Annotated in this window: 10 protein-coding genes and 1 pseudogene; 7 read left to right on the forward strand and 4 right to left on the reverse strand. The window is 69.7% G+C overall.

The window, feature by feature from the left end; genetic code table 11:
- Positions 1-9: 9 nt before the first annotated feature.
- Together KWI83_RS27425 and cimA are read left to right on the forward strand one after the other, a co-directional pair.
- The gene (locus KWI83_RS27425) at positions 10-621 is read left to right on the forward strand and encodes a TetR/AcrR family transcriptional regulator (RefSeq protein ID WP_218517066.1); all 612 of its coding nucleotides are present in this window, start codon (positions 10-12) and stop codon (positions 619-621) included.
- A 336-nt stretch (positions 622-957) separates the two neighbouring features.
- Entirely contained in the window at positions 958-2,562 is a 1,605-nt protein-coding gene (cimA, locus tag KWI83_RS27430) for a citramalate synthase (protein WP_218517067.1), read from the forward strand.
- Positions 2,563-2,878: 316 nt separating this feature from the next.
- On the opposite strand, the gene KWI83_RS27435 is transcribed toward cimA, so the two are convergent.
- Positions 2,879-3,484 (reverse strand): GPP34 family phosphoprotein, encoded by a 606-nt coding sequence (locus KWI83_RS27435; RefSeq protein WP_218517068.1) that lies wholly within the window; start codon positions 3,482-3,484, stop codon positions 2,879-2,881.
- A 198-nt stretch (positions 3,485-3,682) separates the two neighbouring features.
- On the opposite strand from KWI83_RS27435, the pseudogene KWI83_RS27440 reads away from it, so the two are divergent.
- Both KWI83_RS27440 and KWI83_RS27445 read left to right on the forward strand, forming a co-directional pair.
- A pseudogene (locus KWI83_RS27440) lies at positions 3,683-4,517 on the forward strand (glycoside hydrolase family 3 C-terminal domain-containing protein); the annotation flags it as partial.
- Positions 4,518-4,602: 85 nt separating this feature from the next.
- Positions 4,603-5,937 (forward strand): hypothetical protein, encoded by a 1,335-nt coding sequence (locus tag KWI83_RS27445; RefSeq protein WP_218517069.1) that lies wholly within the window; start codon positions 4,603-4,605, stop codon positions 5,935-5,937.
- Between the two features lie 68 nt (positions 5,938-6,005).
- Here KWI83_RS27445 and KWI83_RS27450 read toward each other — a convergent pair whose 3' ends face one another.
- Together KWI83_RS27450 and KWI83_RS27455 are read right to left on the reverse strand one after the other, a co-directional pair.
- Positions 6,006-6,788 (reverse strand): serine protease, encoded by a 783-nt coding sequence (locus KWI83_RS27450; RefSeq protein ID WP_218517070.1) that lies wholly within the window; start codon positions 6,786-6,788, stop codon positions 6,006-6,008.
- Between the two features lie 198 nt (positions 6,789-6,986).
- Positions 6,987-10,121 (reverse strand): DNRLRE domain-containing protein, encoded by a 3,135-nt coding sequence (locus tag KWI83_RS27455; protein ID WP_308122206.1) that lies wholly within the window; start codon positions 10,119-10,121, stop codon positions 6,987-6,989.
- A 549-nt stretch (positions 10,122-10,670) separates the two neighbouring features.
- Here KWI83_RS27455 and KWI83_RS27460 point away from each other — a divergent pair.
- The 3 genes from KWI83_RS27460 to KWI83_RS27470 all read left to right on the forward strand — a co-directional run bounded on the left by KWI83_RS27460 (position 10,671) and on the right by KWI83_RS27470 (position 20,048).
- Entirely contained in the window at positions 10,671-18,455 is a 7,785-nt protein-coding gene (locus KWI83_RS27460; RefSeq protein ID WP_256362899.1) for a polymorphic toxin-type HINT domain-containing protein, read from the forward strand.
- The gene (locus KWI83_RS27465) at positions 18,452-18,994 is read left to right on the forward strand and encodes an SMI1/KNR4 family protein (RefSeq protein WP_218517073.1); all 543 of its coding nucleotides are present in this window, start codon (positions 18,452-18,454) and stop codon (positions 18,992-18,994) included. The genes KWI83_RS27460 and KWI83_RS27465 overlap by 4 nt, the downstream gene beginning before the upstream one ends.
- A gap of 607 nt (positions 18,995-19,601) precedes the next feature.
- On the forward strand, positions 19,602-20,048 hold the full coding sequence (locus KWI83_RS27470; protein WP_218517074.1) for a hypothetical protein: 447 nt from the start codon (positions 19,602-19,604) through the stop codon (positions 20,046-20,048).
- Positions 20,049-20,465: 417 nt separating this feature from the next.
- Here the strand turns inward: KWI83_RS27470 and KWI83_RS27475 are convergent, their stop codons facing one another.
- A complete protein-coding gene (locus tag KWI83_RS27475) occupies positions 20,466-20,669 on the reverse strand; it encodes a DUF397 domain-containing protein (protein WP_218517078.1) in 204 nt (67 codons plus the stop codon).
- Positions 20,670-20,676 lie beyond the last annotated feature (7 nt).

Raw genomic sequence — 20,676 nt, forward strand, 5'->3', positions numbered from 1 at the left:
GAGTCACGGATGGCCGGTGCGGCCCGCGCGCGCAAGAACGCCCCGCCGCGCGAGGACGTCCTCGCCGCCGCCATGGAGATGATCGCCGAGCGCGGTCTGGAGAAGCTCACCATGGCGGCGCTGGGCCGTGCGGTGGGGATGAGCAGCGGCCATCTCCTGTACTACTTCCACAGCAAGGACGAGCTGCTGCTGCAGACCCTGGAGTGGAGCGAGGGGCGGCTGGGCGCCGCGCGTGGGCGGCTGCTCAGCGGTGGCGGTGGCGCGCGGGAACGGCTCGACGCGTACGTCGACCTGTACGTCCCCGACGGTCATCGCGACCCGCACTGGACGCTCTGGCTGGAGGTCTGGAACCGCTCGCAGAACGCCGACGACGACGCCCGCGCCCGGCAGGCCGCCATCGAGGGCGCCTGGCACCGCGATCTGGTCGCCCTGATCGCGGAGGGGGTGTCGCGGGGGGAGTTCCACCGCGTCGACGCCGACCGCTTCGCCGCCCGGTTGCGGGCGTTGCTCGACGGGTTCTCCATCCATGTGGCGATCGGGCTGCGGGGAACCGACCGGGCGCAGATCCTGGACCACGTACGGGAGTTCCTGGACGACGCGCTGGTACGGGGCGACGCGTAGCCGCCTGGGCCGCGAGCGTGACGGTGGGACTACCGCCCGCATCCTGAGACGCCCGTGAGACCGGAGGCGGCTTGTGCCAGACTGCCCCCGTGCTCTCGTTCGCCACGATGATTATTGGCAGCAGGCGCGCCGGTCCGCAGTGACCGCCACGTACGACCAGGTACGGGCGGCCACCGTCGTCCTCGACCCGCGCGCAGACCTCTCGCACCCGCGAGGGGTTTTTCGCATTTCTGGCCCACCCTCAGCCGGGAGCTCAGCGCGCGAGGGATCATAGGGGACGGTGGAGCCGGTCATTCCGGTACAGACCGAGATCCATACCTCAGGAGCCTTCAGACCATGACGGAAACCAGCGAGCTCGACGACTCGTTCCACGTCTTCGACACCACCCTGCGAGACGGCGCCCAGCGGGAGGGCATCAACCTCACCGTCGCGGACAAGCTGGCCATCGCACGGCACCTGGACGACTTCGGCGTGGGCTTCATCGAGGGCGGCTGGCCGGGCGCCAACCCGCGGGACACCGAGTTCTTCGCCCGCGCCCAGCAGGAGATCCAGTTCCGCCACGCCCAGCTGGTCGCGTTCGGCGCCACCCGCCGCGCCGGGGCGAAGGCGAGCGAGGACCCGCAGGTCAAGGCGCTCCTGGAGTCCGGCGCCCCGGTGATCACCCTGGTCGCCAAGTCGCACGACCGGCACGTCGAACTCGCCCTGCGCACCACCCTGGACGAGAACCTGCGGATGGTCCGCGACACGGTGTCCTACCTGAGGGAGCAGGGCCGCCGCGTCTTCGTGGACTGCGAGCACTTCTTCGACGGCTACCGCGCCAACCCGGAGTACGCGAAAGCCGTCGTCCGTACGGCATCGGAGGCCGGCGCCGACGTCGTCGTCCTCTGCGACACCAACGGCGGCATGCTCCCGGCCCAGGTCCACGCGGTCGTCGCCACGGTCCTCGCCGACACCGGCGCCCGCCTCGGCATCCACGCCCAGGACGACACCGGCTGCGCGGTCGCCAACACCCTCGCCGCGGTCGACGCGGGCGCGACCCACGTCCAGTGCACGGCGAACGGCTACGGCGAGCGCGTCGGCAACGCCAACCTGTTCCCCGTGGTCGCCGCCCTGGAACTGAAGTACGGCAAGAAGGTCCTCCCCGAGGGCCACCTCCGCGAGATGACCCGCATCTCGCACGCGATCGCCGAGGTCGTCAACCTCACCCCCTCCACCCACCAGCCCTACGTCGGCGTCTCCGCCTTCGCGCACAAAGCGGGGCTGCACGCCTCCGCCATCAAGGTCGACCCGGACCTGTACCAGCACATCGACCCCGAGCGGGTCGGCAACACCATGCGGATGCTGGTCTCCGACATGGCGGGCCGCGCCTCGGTCGAGCTCAAGGGCAAGGAACTCGGCATCGACCTGGGCGGCGACCGCGAGCTGGTCGGCCGGGTCGTGGAGCGGGTGAAGGAACGCGAGCTCAAGGGCTACACGTACGAGGCGGCGGACGCCTCCTTCGAACTGCTGCTCCGCGCCGAGGTCGAGGGCAGGCCGCTCAAGTACTTCGACGTCGAGTCCTGGCGGGCGATCGTCGAGGACCGCCCCGACGGCAGCCACGCCAACGAGGCCACGGTGAAGCTGTGGGCCAAGAGCGAGCGCATCGTCGCCACCGCGGAGGGCAACGGCCCGGTCAACGCCCTGGACCGGGCGCTGAGGGTCGCGCTGGAGAAGATCTACCCGCAGCTCGCCAAGCTGGAGCTGGTCGACTACAAGGTCCGCATCCTGGAGGGCAAGCACGGCACCCAGTCCACCACCCGGGTCCTCATCGCCACCTCCGACGGCACGGGCGAGTGGTCGACGGTCGGCGTCGCGGACAACGTCATCGCCGCCTCCTGGCAGGCCCTGGAGGACGCGTACACGTACGGCCTCCTCCGGGCGGGCGTGGAACCGGCCTCGTAACCGGACCAACGCCTGCCGCGCCCGCCGGGCTTGCAGCCGGGCCCGACAGGGGCGCACCGCGGCGGCCGCGACCGGCCGCCGCGGGCGGGGGGTGTGATCCGGCGGCAGACAGGCGCGGGCCTGCATCGTGTCCCCGCCGGGGGTTCGGCGACTGCTGCGCGGCCACGAACGCGTCGACGCTTCTGACGACACCGGCCGCCTTCAGCCGACGGCCCCGCACGGGACGGCATCCCCGGGGTCGTGGGAACACGGGCGGGCGCGGCGCCCGGTCCCCGCTACGGCGAGGACCGCCCGCTGGTCTCGGCCGACCGCCAGGTCAGGGCGCCCGCCACACGTTCTCGAAGGCCTCGTCCTCGATGCGGCGGCGCTGCCGGACGGCCTCCAGTTCGGTCAGGGCGTCGTGCACGGCGGCCAGGACGGTCACCACCGGCTCGTCGGCGGCGTCGCCGGGCCCGGCCGCCGACGGTCCCTCGATGCCCAGGGTGTCCGCGAGGCCCACGAGGACGGGCTCGTGGGCGGCCCACCGGTCGTTCGCGCGGCGTCGGGAGGGCGAGTCGGCCGCCGCGGCCGGTTCGCTGCGCCGCCGCAGCCAGTGACGGAGCGCCCCACCGGTCGGCGTCTCCTCCTCCAGGACGCCGACATAGGCCTGGGCCAGCCCGCGCCCGCGGCGCCACAGCCAGTCCTCGACCGTCTCGTACGGCGGGTGCCGGACGAGTGACGCCCCGGCCTCGTCCAGCAGCCGGTCCCCCGTGGTGCGCTCGGCGCCGGGCACGAGGCGATCGTCCTCCAGGGTGAGCACTCCCGCGTCGACGAGATCGAGCAGTTCCGCGCCGGCGAGGGCGAGCGAGAGGTCGCCCTGCCCGACCTCTCGGTTGGAGGGGACGTTCAGGGCGACGATCAGCAGATCCTGCGATGTGGTCATCTCGGCTCCAGGTCACGGCCGTCGATTCGGCGCGTATCTCCACGATGGGGCCGGTGAAGCCTATCCGCAGCCCGGCCGACGCCCCGGTCCGGTTTGCGCCAACCCCTGGTCGGCGATCCGGGTGCCGCCCGAGTGCTCGGTGCCGAAGGCGCATTCAGAAGCAGAACGGACAACCGACCGGATCCGGCCCGGAATTGCGACGTCCGTACGTCGATCAACGCAGGCCTCGACATGATCATGGTCCCGTACGCGTACCAGGACTTCCGCACCGCCCTGGTCGACGAGGTACGGGCGGGCGGGATCAGCGAGCGGCGGATCGACGACGCCGTCTCCCGCATCCTCACGCAGAGGTTCCGGCTGGGCCTCTTCGAGCGGCCGTACGCCGACACCAGCGGCGCGTCGAGGATCGGCTCCGCCGAGCACCGCGCGGTCGCGCGGGAGGCGGCCGAGTCGCAGGTGCTGCTGAAGAACAGCGGCGGCCTGCTGCCGCCGAAGCGCTCGCAGAACGTGTACGTCGCCGGATCCAACGCCGACGACATCGGCAACCAGACCGGCGGCTGGACCACCACCTGGCAGGGCGGCTCCGGCCGACCGGGCAGCCGTCGACAAGGTGTGCGCGGCGATGAAGTGCGCGGTGCTGATCGTCTCCGGGCGCCCACAGCTCCTCGGCGACCGGCTCGGCGAGAGCGACGCGCTGGTGGCGTCCTGGCTGCCAGGGACGGAGGGCGACGGCGTGGCCGACGTGCTGTACGGCAGGCGGCCCTTCACCGGGCAGTTGCCGGTGACCTGGCCGAAGTCGCAGGACCAGCTGCCGATCAAACTCGGGGACGCCTCGTACGACCCGCAGTACCCGTACGGCTGGGGCCTGACCACCCGGACCGAGGTCCCGGCGGGCGGCGCCCCGGCCCTGAGGGCGCTCGGCATCGCGGCCCGGGCGGTGGCGAAGCCGTTCGCCGAGGCGGACCATCTGCTGCTGACCGGCCGGTACGGGGCGGTGGTGGAGAAACTGACCGCCGCGTACAAGGCGGCGTGACCGACCCCGCCGCGGGCATCGGTCCCGGGGAATTCCTCCTGTGACCGATGTCCGTTTCTGCGCCCATTCAGGTAGCTTCGAACATATGAAGGCCGCGCTCGTACAAAGGCTCGTACGCCTCCTGATCGTGCCTGTCGCCGCCGTGCTGGCGGTGCTGCTGGCCGGTGTGCCCGGCGCACACGCGGCCACCGATCTGTCCAAGGTCGCCGACGCCCTGCGCGAGAGTCCGGTCTACGTGGACCCGGCCGCGTCCGACGTGCTGTCGGCGTCGGACGCCGAAGCGCTCGCCGACAAGATCAAGGACGCGGACAAACCCGTCTTCGTGGCGGTCCTCCCGTCCGACTACCCCAAGGCGAACCTCTTCCAGAACCTGCGCACCGAAACCGGTGTCACCGGCCTGTACGGCATCCGGCTCGGCGACGAGTTCGACGCCCGCGCCGACAGCAGCGTGCTGAGCCGCGGGGCCGTGTCCAACCTGGTCACGTCCGTGCAGGGCGCGGGCGACGCCAAGGCCCAGCTGAACGACTTCGTCGACAGCGCGCTGCGCAACGTGGGCGGCACGGCGCCGAGCAGCTGGAGCGAGGGCACCGGTGAGGGCCTCTCGACCACCGGTCTGATCACCCTCGGCGCGGTCCTGGCCGCGGGTGGCGCGGGCGCGTACGCGATCGCGCACCGCAACCGCCGCCGCCACGAGGAGGAGCAGCGGGCGGCGCTGGAGAAGCTGCGGGTGGTGGTCGACGAGGACATCACCGCCTTCGGCGAGGAACTGGACCGCCTGGACTTCCACCCCGCCGAACCCGGCGCCGACGACACCATGCGCGCGGACTACGAACACGCGCTGGACGCCTACGAGAAGGCCAAGGCGCACATGGCGGCGGCCCAGAGGCCCGAGGACGTACGGGCGGTCACCCAGTGCCTGGAGGACGGCCGCTTCTCGCTCGTGACGCTGGCCGCCCGCCGCGAGGGGCGCCCGCTCCCCGAACGGCGTCCGCCGTGCTTCTTCGACCCGCGCCACGGCCCCTCGGTCGCCGACGTCACCTGGACCCCGATGGGCGGCGCGACCCGCGAGGTGCCGGTGTGCGCGGCCGACCGGGTCCGCCTGTCCGACGGCCAGGACCCGATCATCCGCGAGGTCGACACGGCCTCCGGCCGCCGCCCGTACTGGGACGCGGGCCCGGCCTACGGCCCCTGGGCCGGCGGTTACTTCGGCGGCGGCATCCTCCCCGGCCTGCTCGTCGGCACCATGCTCGGCAGCATGATGGCCACCCCGTCCTACGCCGCCGACTACGGCTCCGGCTACGGAGACTTCGGCGCCGGCGGCTACGAGGGCGGTGACCTCTCCGGCGCGGACTTCAACGCGGGCGACTTCGGCGGCGGTTGGGGCGGCTTCGGCGGTGGGGACTTCGGAGGCGGTTTCTGAAACGCGTGCCCGGGGACGCGGAACGGGCCCGGTGCTGACACGGCACCGGGCCCGTACATCTGTGCGTCCTAGAGGGTGGCCGCCGCCGAGGCGATCGCGGAGGCGAAGGTGGAGACCTCGGTGTAGACACCGGGGGCGTTGGGGCGGGCACAGCCGATGCCCCAGCTGGTGATGCCGACCTGGATCCAGGCGCCGGAGGCGTCCCGGCGGAACATGGGACCGCCGGAGTCGCCCTGGCAGGTGTCCACGCCGCCCGCCGCGTACCCGGCGCAGATCTCCTCGCGCGGGATCAGCCCGCCGTAGCCGCTGTAGGAACGGCACGTGGCGTCACTGACGAACGGCACGTTCGCCTTGAGCAGGTAGCGCTGCTGGCCGCCGCCCTCACGGGCCGCGCCCCAGCCGGCGACGGTGAAGGTGCCGGTGTTGTACTGCGCGGTGGTGGCTATCTTCAGGGTCGGCAGATTGATCGGCTGGGCGAGCTTGATCAGGGCCCAGTCCTTGCCGTCGCCGTTGTAGCCGGGGGCTCTGTAGACCTTGGTGGAGCGGACCTGGACGCGGCCGTTGGTGGACCGCAGGTCCACCACACCGGCGGTGGCGGTGATGCTGGTGTTGTTGCCGGTGGCGCCGACGCAGTGGGCGGCGGTCAGCACGATCTGCTGGGTGTACAGCGCACCGCCACAGCCCATCGACAGCCGGACCATGAACGGGAACTCGCCCTGCGCGGCACGCGTGCCGCCGACCACGGGCGCGGGCGCCGCCTGCGCGGCCGACACGGGCTGCAGGCTGACCACCGCGAGCGCGGCCGCACCGGCGACCGCGCATCTCTTGAGGGCCTTGAGGAGAGTCTTCACCTTGACGCCTTCCGTGGGGGGTCTGGGGATGCGGGAATGGCCATGGGAGTGTCAGGCGCATGTCAATTCCCGTGCGCTGGATTATGAGAGCCCTGTGAGCCTCCCCACAAGGACCGCGATCCGGCCATCGCGCGACCTGGCCCCGGCCACCCCGCAGGGGGGTGGCCGGGGCCAGGTGTGAGTGCGGACGCGGCGGTGTCAGCCGAAGGACTTGGCCCCGTTCCAGTCCGACGTCATCACGACCTTCACGGGTGCGTTGGTGTTGGTCCTGGAGGGGTGGTAGATCCGTATCTGGCCGTCGGAGGCGAAGCGGGCCCAGATGTCGGGGATGTTGTCGCCGTTGACGTCGGGGATGCCGAGGGCCGTCGACACGTTGGCCTCGGTCCAGGTGGTTCCGTAGGACACGTCTCCGTTGAGGGAGTTGGCGGCCAGCTTGAGCGAGTCGATGTCGACGCTGCCGCTGACGGGGCCGGGCTTGCCGTGGCGGACGTACATGTTGCCGTTGTCCAGGTTGCGCCACAGCAGGTCGGGGGTGGTGTCGCCGTTGATGTCGGCGACGTTGACGATGTCGCGGCGGGCCCAGGCGCTGCCCTCCATCAGCGTTGCCGTCCGGAAGGTCGCGCCGCTGTAGCCGGACAGCGTCCAGAACGCGGTACCGGCACGCAGGACGAGGTCGGGATGCTTGTCGCCGGTGATGTCGCCGACGGCCTTGATCTGGGTCCAGGTCGAGGGCGCCGGGGCGTTCGCGGGCAGGCGGATCCTCAGCCTCTTGTCGACGTTGAAGCTGCCGTAGCCGTCACCGGGGTACATCCAGAAGGTGCCGTCGGGGGTGACCGCGAACAGGTCGGTCATGCCGTCGCCGGGGTAGGTGTCGTCGTAGTGGGTGATCAGCGCGGCCTTGCCGGTGCCCGGGTCGTACCAGTGGCCCGCCGGGTGCAGCTTCTTGTCCGAGGTGTACGAGGCGCCCAGGCAGGAATTCAGCTCGCCGTCGGTGCTTCCGGGGCAGCTGTACAGGTCGCCGCTGGACCACACCATCAGCAGGTCGGCGATGCCGTCGCCGCCGGTGTCGCCAGGGGCGTCGGCCTTGTCGCGCGGCGGGACGTAGAAGGTGTGGCCCGAGTGGGCGCTGCGGTTGCCGTACTGGTCGTAGGCGTAGACGTTCACCGTGGTGGGGCCCGCGTGCGGCGGTCTGAGGTCGGCGATGGTGGCGGTGCCATTGGTGGCGTTCACGTAGGTCCAGTCCAGGCCCTCGACGGCGTACTGGAACTTCGTCGCTCCCTCTGAGGTGAAGGTGATGGCGCCGGTCTCGCCGTACTTGACCTTCGCCCACGTCTGGCCGTCGGAGGTGGCGCGGGGGAAGTCGTCGCTCTCGACCGTGGGCTGCGGCGGGGCGCTGGCGTCGACGTTGATCCGGCAGGGGGAGGTGCCCGGCGGGAAGAACGACGAGACCAGGCCGCCGGAGTCCTCGGCGCGCACGTCCCACGAGTAGGTGGTCTTGTCCTCCAGCGGGAACGTGGAGGGGATGGTCAGCGTGGCGGTGCCGCTGGAGTTGGGGGTGACCAGGGTGCCGGACGGGACGGTACCGCCGGTCTTCCAGAAGCGGAAGCGCAGCTTGCTGAGGTTGCCGTCGGGGTCCTTGGCGTTCGCCGACAGCACGATGTTGGTCTTGCCGACGGTCACGCCCGCGCTGTCGACCTCGCAGGCGCCACCGGGCGTGGACTTGCCGCCCGTGGGCTCGTACGGCTTGCGGTTGTACACAACTTCCAGCGTCGCCGAGGTCGCCCGGAACTTGCGCCAGGTCTGGGTGTCGGACTCGCTGGTCGCGCGCATCCCGAAGGTGATGTTCGACCAGCCGTTGTCGGCGCCCTTCTGGGCGGCGGTCTCCACGTTGAACGACTCGTACTCGTCCGGGCAGGAGCTGGAGGACCAGCCGTGCGCGAACGACTTCTTCTGCAGCTGCGTGGACCAGCTCGGCTGCTTGTTCCATGTCGTGCCGGACGAGATCGACCCGGTCAGCCAGAACTGGAACTCGCGCGCGGTGCAGGACCAGGAGTGGTTGTTGAGCACCTTGAAGGTCGCGTCGGAGACCGTGGCGCCCTTCAGGCTGCTGCTGAAGCCCATCCGCCAGAAGGAGCGGGCGGTGCCGCCGGTGTCGTCCTCGTGGCCGACGCGGGCGTCGGAGGTGCCGGAGCTGAAGTTGGTGCCGTTCCAGAAGCTGGTGTTCGGGTACGGCTTGTACGCCGTCGTCCACGCCTGCCAGCCACTGTTGAGCGTCGGGTCGACGAACACCGGGAAGCGGACGTCCTCGTCGGTGAGCAGGCCGGTCTCGGCGACCCGCAGGTCGAGCCGGGCCGTCCCCGTCCTGTCGCCCTCCAGGTGGATCGGCATCGGCGCATGGTGTGCGCCCGGCTCGATGCCGCTCAGGCCGGACAGCTTCAGCACGTCGGGCGGTGTGGCGACCGAGGTGCGCGGCGTCGACTGCCCTTCGGGGAGTTCGAGGTCACGGCCGCTGGAGTCCCAGGCGAAGGGCGTCGGTATGGAGCCGATCTCCTCGCCGTCCCCGTCGAGCACCAGGACACGCCCGGCGGTCTCGTCGTGCTGGAACACGGCCGTCTTCGAGCGCAGTCCGTACGACACCGTCGCGAGCGCCTCGCTCCGCGCCGCCTCCTCGGTCTTGACGATGAGCAGCTGCGCGAAACCGCCCTCCTCGCGGGCGACCAGGAGCAGGTCGACGCCCGGCAGCACCTCGGAGTACAGGGCGCGCGGGCCGTCCAGCACCGGCTCGGGCAGCGTGCCCGGCCAGGTGTAGGCGACGGTGTGGCCGTCGATGTCCACCTCGGCCAGCACGGTGTCCCGGGCGGCCCGACCGTCCGTCAGCGGCCTGCGTTGGTACGACCGGTCGGCGCGGGTGTCGTTGCCGGGCGTGCCGCTGGAGAACCGCACCGGCTTCGCGGGGTTGGCCGGCCGGATGCCGAGGCCGTCGGCGTCGTCCGTCCGCTTCAGCCGGTTGTCGATCGGTGCCCACTTCCCCTCGGCGTTCTTCGCCCGCTGGGGAAGGGCGTGGATCCGGGTGCGCAGTTGTCCGTCCGGCTGGGCCCAGGTGAGCGAGGTGGCGGTGGTCGCCGTATCCACGAGCACCCGCTTCTTGGTGCGCCGGGCCTCGGCCGCGGCGGCGGCCTCGTCGCGGGGGGCGGTCGCCGCCTGTTTCGCGTCGGTCGCCTTGCGTGCCTGTGGATCTGATGGTTCGTCGGGTTGCAGCCAGGGCAGCAGGGCGGCGGTCAGGGCGGCCAGAACCAGGCCGAGCGTGAGTGTCAGCCGGGTGCGCGTGCGCACGAAGGGGCTGAGAAAACGAGGCGGCGCGAACACGGCGGGGTCTACTCCCGTGTGGACCAGGCGGATGGGGACAGCACAGAGAGCCCCGGACGGCAGGCCGCGGGGCATGGGCGCGCACACGATCACACGATCCGCACAGCTCGTCCATGTATGAAGATTTTATAAAGTTGTGACGATGTGTTGAGAGGCCCTTGGCGCACGGTCACGGGTGTGGCGTCTGCGGCTTTTGATCACCTGTTGTGCGCCGATGGCGATTGTTTTTAGCCACGCGTCCTATTGGTTGAAAGAAGGAGCGGGCCGTCCCGTTTTGCGGCGTGATGCAACTCACAGGCACGGATTTCGGCCCGCTTCATCGATCTTGAATCGTGTGGCGCTCATGACAGAGGGTGCGGGCACGTTCGTATCGCCTGGGTGGGGGAGTCGACGCGCATGCGCGCTCAAGGTCCACTGTCATGGCTGGGGCGCAGACGCCTTGCCCTGACGGAGTCACAACGACGGCGGCGCCGGCACGGCCGCGCGGCGACCGTCCTTTTGTTGTCCTCGACGCTGATGGTGACCAGCCTGGGCGCGGACGCCTGGGCCGTCCCCGGCCCCGGTATGACCCGCGAGGAACCGATCGACCTGCCCGACCTGCCCAAGAGCACCTCGCTCGACGGCGACGAGGAGGCCGAGAAGAACCTGACGACCGCGCCCGAGGTCCCCGTCGACCCGTACGCGCCGGTCGCCGTCACCCCCTGGACGGAGAGCACCGGCACCGCGACGCTGACCTCGGACGCCGAGCCCGGCACCACGATCCCGGTCTCCAACGGCCTGCCCGTCGCGCTCGGCGTGCCCGCGGGCACCGACCCGGCCGCGATCGACGGTGAGTGGCAGGTCGATCTGGCCGCGCCGACCGCGTCCCAGGACGCCGGTGTCTCCGGCATGATCATGCAGGTCACCCCGCCGGCCGACGCCGACCCGGCCGCGCAGGTCGCGCTCGCCGTCGACACCACCGGCTTCGCCGACCTCTACGGACCCCAGGCCGCCGACCGCTTCGGCCTCGTCCTGCTGCCCGAATGCGTCCTGACCAGCCCCGACAGCGGCGACTGCGCCGCCGACGGCGGTGTGACGACCATGTCGGGCAAGGCGGACGACGACAAGGCCGAGCGGCTGCGCAGCACCGTGGAGGTGGTGCCGGCGAAGGACGCGCCCACCAAGGCCAAGGCTCCCAGGAACGCCCCCACCCGCAAGATCCTCTCCGGCTCCGTGCCGGTCGCCGACCTGCTGGGCGACGAAACCGCTTCGACGACGTCCGGTGCCTCGGTCCGCACCGCCTCCTTCTCCCAAAGCGACGCCCTCCAGGCCGTCGACGCCTCCGGCCCGCAGGTCATCGGCGCCATGGACACCGGCGCCTCCGCCGCCGGTGACTTCACCGCGACTCCGCTGCTGTCCTCGGGGGCCTGGTCTGCCGGTGCGTCCTCGGGCGCCTTCACCTACGCCTACCAGGTGCAGGTCCCGGAGACCGCCGGCGGCCTGATGCCCAAGGTGGCGCTGAGCTACTCCTCGCAGTCGGTCGACGGCCGCACCTCCGCCACCAACAACCAGGCCTCCTGGATCGGCGACGGCTGGGACTACAACCCGGGCTCCATCACCCGCACGTACGCCAACTGCCGCGAGGACTCCAAGAAGTCCGGGTCGAACAACGCCACGCACCGCACGGCGGACCTGTGCTGGGGCTCGAACAACGCCACCCTGTCGCTCGGCGGCATGACCACCGAGCTGGTGTGGGACGAGGACCAGGGCACGTGGTTCACCGCCAACGGCGACGGCGCCAAGGTCGAGCGGATCAAGGACTCCACGACCGGCAACGGCGCCAAGGACGGCGAGTACTGGGTCGTCACCACCCGTGACGGCACCCGCTACCACTTCGGCAAGCACAAGCTGCCGGGCTGGACGTCCGGCCAGCCGGTCACCGACTCCGTGCTGACCGTGCCCGTCTACGGCAACCACGCGGGCGAGGACTGCTACAAGGCCGGTGACTGGCCCGGCTCGTGGTGCACCCAGGCCTGGCGCTGGAACCTCGACTACGTCGAGGACGTCCACGGCAACGCCATGTCCCTGTGGTGGAAGACCGAGCAGAACTACTACGCCCGCAACTTCAACTTCAAGGCGCCGGTCGTCTACGACCGCGGCGGCTACCTGAGCCACATCGACTACGGGCAGCGCAAGGACACCATCTTCTCCGAGACCGCCCCGGCCCGCACCACCTTCAAGGTCGCCGAGCGCTGCTTCGACGAGGGCTCACTGACCTGCTCGGACGACAACTTCGCCGACAAGGACCCGGGCAAGTACCGCATCTGGTACGACACCCCGGCCGACCTGCGGTGCGAGTCCGGCAAGAAGTGCTGGAACGCCGGCCCGACGTTCTGGTCCCGTAAGCGCCTGACCGAGATCCAGACCTCGGCGCAGCGCCGTACCGACACCACCGCCCGCCAGGTGGTGGACCGGTACGCCCTCAAGCAGAGCTTCCCGGTCCTGAAGACCGGCCCGAACACCGCCCTGTGGCTGGAGTCGATCCAGCGCACCGGTTTCGCCCGGCTCGGCTCCACGGATGACAGCGTCACCCTCAACGCGGTGCGTTTCGAGTCCAACGCGGAGGACATGCCCAACCGGGTCATGCGCCCCAACGACCCGCGCCCCGGCTTCTCCCGGCTGCGCATCGCGCGCGTCATCAACGAGTACGGCGGCGAGACCGTCGTCACCTACAAGCAGCCCGCCGGTGACTGCGCCACGGGCACGGACCTGCCCGGCAAGGACGACACCGCGGCGCTGAAGTCCAACACCCGTCTGTGCTACCCGTCGTTCTGGCACCCCGACCCCGAGGCCCAGGACATCGACTGGTTCCACAAGTACGTCGTGGAGTCCATCGAGGAACTCCCCAACGTCGACGGCGCCTTCGCCACCAAGACCTCCTACGCGTACCAGAACGCCGGCTGGAAACTCGCCGAGGCGGAGTTCACCAAGAAGTCCAAGCGCACCTACTCGCAGTTCGCCGGGTTCGAGCAGACCACGGTGATCACGGGCCCGGACCAGGACGAGCCGTCCATCGGCAGCAAGAGGTCCAAGTCCGTCACCCGCTACTTCCGCGGCATGGGCGACACCGTGTCGGTGAAGGACATCACCGGCACCGAGATCGCCAAGGACCTGGAGCCGTTCGCCGGCCGTATCGCCGAAGAGCTCACCTACACCAGCGCGTCCGACGCCGACACCGACTGGCTGTCCCGCAGCGTCACCGTCCCGGCCGCCACCGAGCTGGCCAAGCGCGACCGCGACGACGGTCTGAGCCCGCTGCGCGCCTGGCGCGTCACGGAGCCCGAGGAGATCGCGTACACCAAGTCCTCCGGCACCGGCGACGACACCCGCACCCAGCGGATCGTCAAGAGCAGCACGACGTACGAGCCGACGCACGGCCTGCCCGTCCAGGTGGAGTCGCTCGGCGACACCGGCAAGAACGGTGACGAGTCCTGCACCAAGCTGGACTACGTCCACCACACCGGCAAGAACCTCATCGGCCTGTCCAAGCAGGTCCTGGTCTCGCCGACCACCTGCGCGAACGCCGACTTCACCGACCTGACGACGCTCAGCGGCGCCGCCCGCACCGCGTACGACGGCCAGGACTACGGCACCGCGCTCGCCTCCACCACGCGTGGCCTGGCCACCGAGACCTGGTCGCTGAACGGCGCCGGAACCGGCTTCCAGACCAACGGCACCAGCGAGTTCGACGCGATCGGCCGCGTGGTGAAGCAGACCGACCCGGACGGCAAGTCCGGCACCATCACCTACACCCCGGCCACCGGCCAGGTCTTCGAGGTCACCGAGACCAACGCCCTCGGCCACACCCAGAAGCAGGAACTGGAGCCGGGCCGCTCCACCACCCTGAAGACGACCGACGCCAACGGCCATGTGAGCGAGGCGAAGTACGACCCGCTGGGCCGCCTCGTCGAGGCGTGGGCCCCGGGCCGCACCCCGTCGAGCTCGGCCGTGCCGGACTTCCGGGCCGTCTACACGATCCCGGCGTACGACCCGGCCAACCCCGACCGCAAGCCGCCGTACATCACCACCCACACGCGAGGCCACGAGGACCGCGTCGAGACCTCCGTCACCCTCTACGACGGGCTCGGCCGCGAACGGCAGACACAGGAGGAGGCCGACGGCGGCGGCCACCTGATCACCGACACGCTGTACAACAGCTCCGGCGAGGTCTGGCAGACCAACAACGCCTACCTCACCCACGAGGCCAAGCCGGGCGAGCTGTTCACCCCGCTCGCCGACACGGCCGTCCCCAACATCACCCGCTACACCTACGACGGCCTCGGCCGCGTCGTGGCGGAGACGCCCGTCCTCAAGGTCGTCGACCCACTGACGAAGGAAGCCACCTCGCAGCCGGTCCCCGAGAAGGCCACCCGCTACGAGTACGGCGCGGACTGGTCGAAGGTGATCAACCCGGCCGGAGCCTCCTCCTACCGGGTCTACACCGACGCCCTCGGCCGCACCTCCCGCGTCGACACGTTCAACTCGGAGGCACCCGACGGCCACACGTCGATGCGGTACACGTACGACGCGCACGGCCGGCTCGTGAAGGCGACCAACTCCGCCGACACGGCGCACCCGTGGACGTGGACGTACGACCACCGCGGCCGGCAGATCACGGCCACCGACCCGGACACGGGCACCACGGAAACCACGTACGACCACCGTGACCGCCCGCTGACCACGACCAACGCCCGCGGCATCACCGTCTGGAACGGCTACGACGTCCTGTCGCGGCCCGCCCAGCAGCGCCTGGACAACGCCACCGGCACCCTGCTGGCCGAGTTCACCTACGACACCGTCACCGGCGGCAAGGGCATGCCCGCCACCGCCACCCGCTACACCGACGGCCAGCCGTACACCCAGCGGGTCAACGGCTACACCAAGGACTACCAGCCGACCTCGACCACCCAGACCCTGCCGTCGCCCGTGGCGACCGCCTGGGGCCTTCAGACGTCGTACACGTACGACTACACGTACAACGACCAGGGCATGCTGGAGGAGGCTTCCCTCCCGGCGGTCGGCCGGTTCGCCGCCGAGAAGCTCGTCGTCCGCTACAACAAGGACGGCAAGCCGCTCTCCGTCTCCGGCAAGGACTGGTACGGCGCGGAGACGGTCTACGACTCCTACGGCCAGGTCCTGCGCTCGACTCTGGGCGCGCAGCCGTACCGGGTGTGGACGCAGGCGTCGTACGACGAGTCGACCGGTGAGCTGAAGGAGCAGTCGGTCTACCGCGAGCAGACCGGGGACAAGTCCGTGGTCGGCGGAAACCTGGTCTCGCAGCGGTCGTACGCCTACGACCCGGCCGGCAACGTCACCTCGATCCGTGAGCACTCGGACGGCATCGCGGAGCGGCAGTGCTTCGCCTACGACCCGCTGGGCCAGCTGAAGACGGCCTGGACCGCCAAGGACCAGACCGCGTGCACCGGCCCGAAGAACAGCGACGGAACGCTCAACGTGGCGGTCGGCCCGGACAAGTCCGGCTACTGGCAGGAGTACGAGTACGACCTGGTCGGCAACCGCACGAAGCTGACCGAGAAGGACCTGTCCGGCGACACCGCCAAGGACGCCACCACCACCTACGCCTACGGCAAGGCGGACGGCAGCCAGCCGCACACGCTGACGAAGGTGTCGAGGACCTTCACCACGCCGCAGGGCGCGCAGGTGAAGGCGGAGGCGGAGCGCCTGTACGAGCTGACGGGCGAGACCAAGTCCGTCACCTCCGTCGAGAACGGCGACAAGCAGGAGCTGTCCTGGACGTACGACGGCAAGGTCGACCGGATCAGCGGTCAGGGCGCGGGCGGCAAGACGCCGTATGTGGGTCTGGGGGACAAGTGCCTGGACCTGCAGTCGGGTCTGGCCACCGCCGGGCAGCCCATCCAGCTGTACTCCTGCAACGCCTCGGTGGCGCAGAACTGGCGCTTCACTCCGGTGGCGAATCAGCCGGACCCCGACCGGGGCACGCTGAACGTCTACGACACCTGGTGTGTGCAGCCGACCGCGAACACGGCCGGGTCGGCCGTCCAGCTGCAGAAGTGCGACGGCTCGTCCGCCCAGGAGCTGAAGCGGACCGCGTCCGGTCAGTTCACCCACATCGCCTCGGGCCTGTGCCTGGCGGTCAAGGACGCCAACTCGGCGAACTCGACCCCGATCGTGCTGGCCACCTGTGACAGCACCAAGGCCGAGCAGCAGTGGGCGGCGCAGAACGACACCCGTCACATCTACGGGCCCGGCGGCTCGCGCCTGCTGACGATCAAGGGCAAGCAGGCCACCCTGTACCTGGGCGAGGCCGAGGTCACCGTCCAGGCGGGCGGCGTCCTGGTCAACACCCAGCGCACCTACACGGCCCCGGGCGGCGCGGTCATGCGCTACGCCTACGGCAACGGCACCGAGCAGCTCGTCGCCCTGGCCGGCGACCACCAGGGCAGCACCTACGCCGAGGTGGCGCTCAACAGTTCGAACTCGGTCCGTATCCGCAAGCAGGATCCGTTCGGCAACCAGCGCGGCGCGGACACGGTCGGCGGCAACCTCCAGACCCACACCGGGTTCCTGGGCGCGACCCGTGACGACGCTTCCGGATACGTGCCACTGGGTGCCCGGTTGTACGACCCGGTGGTGGGACGCTTCCTGTCCGCCGACCCGGTGCTCGACCTGAACGACGTACTGCAGTCCAACGGGTACGCCTACGCCCACAACAACCCGGTGACGATGTCCGACCCGACGGGTCTGGCGATCACGCTGACGGCTTCGGAGCGGGCGGCCGCCCTGGCGGGTGCGGGCCTGAGCGCGGCGCAGGTGGCGCAGGCGCAGGCCACGATGGGCAAGTCCCTGACGTCGGTGATCCTCGGCGCGGCCTGGAGCGTTCTGAGCGACTTCATCGGTCTCACCGACGCCATGGCCTGCTTCGGCGGTGACATGTGGTCCTGCGGAAGCCTGATCATCGGGGCGATCCCGTGGACCAAGCTCGGCAAGATCCCGTCCGTCCTGAAGGCGGTCAACCGCACGATCGACGCGATCCAGGCCTTCCGTGCGGCGAAGCGGGCGGCCGAGGCGGTGCTGAAGGCGGCGAAGGCGGCTGAAGCGGCGGCGCTGCGGGCGAAGAAGGCGGCGATCGAGAAGGCCAAGAAGGAGGCCGCGCAACGGGCCAAGAAGAAGGCCGCCGAGCAGGCGAAGAGAACCACGGACAAGGCGGTCGCCCAGACGAAGAAGACCGGCAACCCGGTCCAGAAACAGGCCCAGGCCAAGGCGGCCCCGAAGGTCTCCACCAGCAAGGCCTCCTCAGGCGGCGGCAAGGGCGGCGGCTCCAAGCCGGGCGGCAACGCCGGCGGCTCCTCCCGCAACAAGGGCGGATCCAGCGGGAGCGGCGGGTCCGGGAAGGCCGAGAGCGGCGGGACGTGCAACAGCTTCGTCCCGGGCACGAAGGTCCTGATGGCCGACGGCTCGACGAAGCCGATCGAGAAGGTCAAGGCCGGCGACAAGGTCGTCGCGACCGACCCGGAGACGGGCGAGACCCGGATCGAGACGGTCACCGCTGAGATCAAGGGCCACGGCCTGAAGGACCTGGTCAAGGTCACGATCGACACCGACGGCAAGAAGGGCACGAAGACGGCCCAGGTCACCGCGACCGACGGCCACCCCTTCTGGGTCCCAGGGCTCGGCGAATGGGTCGACGCCACGGATCTGCAGTCCGGTCAGTGGCTGCAGACGAGCGCGGGCACCTACGTCCAGATCACGGCGATCGAGCGCTGGACGGCACAGAGCTCCGCCGTCCACAACATGACGGTCTCCGACCTCCACACGTACTACGTCGTGGCTGGCGGCAGGTCGGTCCTCGTCCACAACTGTGGACCCTACGGCGAGCTTGACGAACACGGGCGGGCCACGGGTGTCCATGTCACGCTCACCCAGCAGAACATCGGCGGCACGACCGACCCCAGGGTGGATCCGGCTGGCTGGGTCAGCGGAATGGGCTATAACAGGGCTCACCTTTGGGGGGCGCAGCTCGGCGGATCGAACAGCGATCCGGGGAACTTCGTCACCATGCACCAGTACGCCAACCATCCGGTGATGCGCCGTATAGAGAACCAGGTGCGGAGGGCTGTCGAAAGGGACGGGCAGATCGTGCAGTACAGTGTCACCCCGATTTATGCGGAACACACAGGACTCGGTCCTGCGAATCCGTATCCCCTGGGTGTGACCATCCGGGCCAACGGGTCGGGGGGACTTGACATCTTCCAGACAATTCTGAACAGGCCAAGACCGTGAACGCACATGTCGAGCGATTGACCAACCTGGTCGTTCCCCCGGAAGACGCCGGACGTCGGCAGGACTGGGACGACGTGGCACGAGAGCTCGGGCTCGGGCTTCCGGCAGACTATCGAGAACTGATCGATACCTATGGCGGCGGCCGCTTCGACGCATACCTATGGCTGCTTGAGCCCCGTTGCCCCAATCGTCACTACGATCTGCATCGCTCGGTCGCCGAGCGTGACGAAGGCTTTGAGATGCTGTGGGAGGACGGTGAGCCGAAGCCGGTGCAGTTGCTGGAATCCCCCGGTAGCCGAGTCATTCCCTGGGCCTCCACAGACAATGGAGAATTCCTCTACTGGCTCGCTCACCCGGAAATTCACCCCGATGACTGGACTGTGATGGTGAACGAGGCCAGAGGCGCATGGTGGGAGCACTTCGACGTTGGTTGTGCCGAGCTGCTCGTTCGGCTGCTGACCGGAGAGGTTCGGTCGGAAATCCTTTCCAGCTCCTTCCCCTTGGAGGTACATGAATTCAGGGCTTCCAGAAGCTTCTGAGCCGCTGGTCGGCCTTCGTCCCTTGGCAGCGACGCCTGGCGCTCGCTGCCGGGTCGCCATCTGGATGGATCATCCCGTAAGCGGGGTGGTCCAGGCCTGGGCGGCGTTCGACGAGTCCGTGAGGATGGGGAAGGGAGGCGACGAGGCCACGCATGACGCTCTGACGGAAGCCCTTCGCGTGTGCGACGAGCGAGCGGGCGGGGATGGGCGCGATCCCACGGCTGGGAGCGCATGTTCTGACGAGATCTTCGCCGCGACGGAAGCGAGCGCGGTCCTCTATGAGGGTGAAGTCGCGGATCGGGTAATGGAGGCGGCCTACGAGTTCCATGACCTGGTCGGGGAGTGCGTAGACCGCCATAGCCAGCAAGTCCGCGAATCGTGGGTCACTGACGGGTGCGGTCAGAACGAACTCCCGACCCTGTCCGTGTCGCTCGGAACTCAAGGAGGCACCCACGATCGCGTATGCCCAACAGTCAGCACGTGGGCCTGGCGCGACCTCGATGATCCGCAGGGCGGCCACTGAGCCACGATTCCCATTGCCCAGGTCGTACTCGGCCAGTTTTGCGGGGCTGGCCGGTGAAGAAGCTCCGGTAATGCCAGAGCATGTTTGACCAAGGTCGGCACACCCAAGATCGGCGGGACAGTCTCTAAAGTGCCGGGGACGTTCGTAGTGGCCATGGTTGCCGTATGGGAGCGGCCGTTCCGGGTGTGGCATTTCTCGGTGAGTTACAACCAGCTTCTGCTGTGCAGCCTCAGCGAAGACACCTCTCCGGTGCGAGTGGATGTTCTCTTCTCGAACGTCTGCTTCCTCCAGATGTCCACGAAGTGCACGAGGCTTGAGATCCACACGGGCGAGGGCTGCGATCCACCGGGTGTGGAGATTCCGGCCGGAACTCGCGGGGAGTGGTTCACCCGCAATGCGGGGGAAGGGTACGTGTTTGCCACGCACTGTCAGTGGCATGAAGATGAAGGGAACGCGATGACCCCGTCTCGCTTCGGCCCCTCAAACGAACGGACTGAAGTGACTATCGCGGTCGTGTTGGGCAGGTCCTGAGCGGTTTGGGCAGGCGCGGGCGGGGGGCCGTCCCAGCCGGGACGGGCTCGCGGTGAGACGCCGGGCTCCTGGAACGCGTTCGCGGACGCCCTCGGCTTGCATGCGCCGGATATTCCCTCGTCGCCGAAGTGCCTGTCACGGAGGACGCACGTCCTCTGGATGACCGTGTCGGCGCCAACGTCTGACTCCCGCGATCGTGGAGGTCATCGGTGCGGGCTGAGGCCCACGCGGCGGCCTGCCAGGCGGCCTGCCAGGCTCGACCACGTCCGACCATCGCGACTGCGCATAGCGGGAATGGCCACGCCGGGTGTCGAGGCGGCGGGAGTAGCGCTGGCAGGTGGTGCGGAGCTGGTTGGGCCAGGTGGCGCACGTCTGGCGGTGAGTTCGGTCCGCGTCGGCCGAATCACGGCCGTCGGCTCACCCGAGCCGGCCGAGGAATGTGCGCCAAGTGTCGGGGGAGACGGAGAGGACGGGGCCGCCGGGGTCTTTGGAGTCGCGGATGTGGACGGCGGTGGGGTGGGTGGCGACTTCCAGGCAGTTGCCGCCTTCGCTGCCGCTGTAGCTTGACTTGAACCATGCCAGGTCGTGCGAGCGCTTCGGCTGCTGTGCTGCGGTTTTCATGACTCTC

Source organism: Streptomyces sp. TRM70350, from assembly GCF_019219825.1.
Lineage (GTDB): Bacteria > Actinomycetota > Actinomycetes > Streptomycetales > Streptomycetaceae > Streptomyces.